This is a genomic window from Clostridium sp. (genome assembly GCF_051656525.1).
In the GTDB taxonomy this organism is placed as follows: Bacteria; Bacillota; Clostridia; order Clostridiales; family Clostridiaceae; genus Clostridium.
The window spans coordinates 1-1,673 of the sequence record NZ_JBOGCC010000395.1 but is presented as its reverse complement, the minus strand read 5'-3'; the positions used below and the strand labels follow the sequence as shown (position 1 = coordinate 1,673).

Here is a 1,673-nt window from a genome sequence, read left to right as displayed (position 1 = left end):
GGCAGAAACTAAAGCTGATATACATACAAAAAGTCTAGTTTCATAGCCACTTCTCTTTAGTAAGGTTAATGTTAAATCAATACTTTTATTCATAAACAAACCTCCTAAGTTTTCTTTAAGTAAATGATAGCATAAAATGGATTAAAAGGTAAATAAAAACTTTTATATTGAGAAGGGATATTTAACGTGTTAGAGAGGATTTTTTACCACTTAGGTGTCAGCTGTTTACATAGATTGATGAGAAGCTATAATAGGTAGTGTAGAGGAGGTGAGTGTGGGTGTGAAGATTAGAATTGAGATTGATGATGGTATTTTAGAGGATGAAGTTGTTATTAGATGTAGAGGAATTAGTGATGAGATTTTAGAGATTCAAAATATGATTTTAGATAAGGCTAAAAGGTCTAGTGGAATTGAATTTTATAAGAATGATAAGGAATACTACATATCACTTTCTAAGGTTTTATTCTTTGAAACTAATAGCAATAAGGAGATTGATGCACATACTAAAGATGAAGTCTATAAGGTTAAGTATAAATTGTATGAATTAGAAGAGATTTTACCAAGTGAATTTATGAGAGTTTCAAAATCAGCTATTATAAATATAAATAGGATACATTCTATACTTAAAAATATAACATCAACAAGTTTAGTTGAGTTTAAAAATACTGAAAAGAAAATATATGTTTCTAGAAGTTATTATAAGGATTTAAAGTTAAAATTATCGGAAAAGAGGATGGGACTATGAAGAAGAGGAATATTTTTTTTGGACTAATACTTATATTAGCAGGTATTTTATTAGTGCTAATTGATTTAAAAGGATTTTCTATGAGAGATACTATTGATATAGTTTTAGGGGTTATATTAATTGGAATATTTATAGAAGGTATTATTAGAAGAAGTTTTTATGGAATAATACTACCGCTTGCAGGAGTATATGCTATAGGGCAGAATTATTTTAATATTTATAAATTAAATATAGTAACAATTTTTGTAGTAGCAGTTTTATTTAGTGTAGGCTTATCTATAATGTTTAAGAAGGAGAAGGTAATGATTAAACAGAAAGAAAGACTTGATATAAATTATGATGTCAAAGCGAAAGCTAAGTTTGGCGCTGCAATTACATATGTAACAGATGACTTTAATGAAGGAGCTGTGGAATGTTCTTTTGGAGCTGTTCAAATGTATTTTGATAAAGATAATATAAAGAATGATGAAGGGATACTTTATATTAACTCTGTTTGTTCAGGAGTTGAGCTTTATGTTCCAAAGGAATGGAGAGTTGTGAGTGAAATTAATAATATTTTTAGTGGGATAAATGAAGAAGGAGTATCGTTAAGTGAGAAAAAAGCAGTTTTAAGATTAGTAGGAATTTCAAAATTATCAGGAATAACTATTAAATATATTTAGGAGAATAGATGTTTTAAGTGTATGGATACATTTGGAAAATTAATTTTAATGATATAAAATATGAATAATAATTTTATATCATTAAGGGGGATTTAAAAATGAAAAATGTAAGATTTAAAAAATTTATTCAAACGGCACTTTTAGCAGCATTATGCTTTGTGTCATTTACCTATTTACAAATAAAAATTCCAATTCCAGGAGGTGATGCAACATCACTTCATATTGGAAATACTTTTTGTGTACTTGCGGCACTACTACTTGGGGGA

Annotated in this window: 3 protein-coding genes; all 3 read left to right on the top strand. The window is 27.7% G+C overall.

Annotation, left to right across the window (positions count from 1 at the left end; translation table 11 throughout):
- Positions 1 to 280 precede the first annotated feature (280 nt).
- Complete coding sequence (locus ACRDDY_RS19205) at positions 281 to 745, top strand: LytTR family DNA-binding domain-containing protein (RefSeq protein ID WP_438566519.1); 465 nt, start codon at positions 281 to 283, stop codon at positions 743 to 745.
- Positions 742 to 1,407, top strand: a complete 666-nt coding sequence (locus ACRDDY_RS19200; RefSeq protein ID WP_438566518.1) for a LiaF transmembrane domain-containing protein — start codon at positions 742 to 744, stop codon at positions 1,405 to 1,407. The genes ACRDDY_RS19205 and ACRDDY_RS19200 overlap by 4 nt, the downstream gene beginning before the upstream one ends.
- A gap of 98 nt (positions 1,408 to 1,505) precedes the next feature.
- A partial coding sequence (locus ACRDDY_RS19195) for an ECF transporter S component (RefSeq protein ID WP_438566520.1) occupies positions 1,506 to 1,673 on the top strand: 168 nt, incomplete at its 3' end.

What these genes read in the sequence shown, in the direction of transcription:
- ACRDDY_RS19200 (WP_438566518.1), top strand. Translation starts at nt 742, where the DNA reads ATGAAGAAGAGGAATATTTTTTTTGGACTAATACTTATATTAGCAGGT.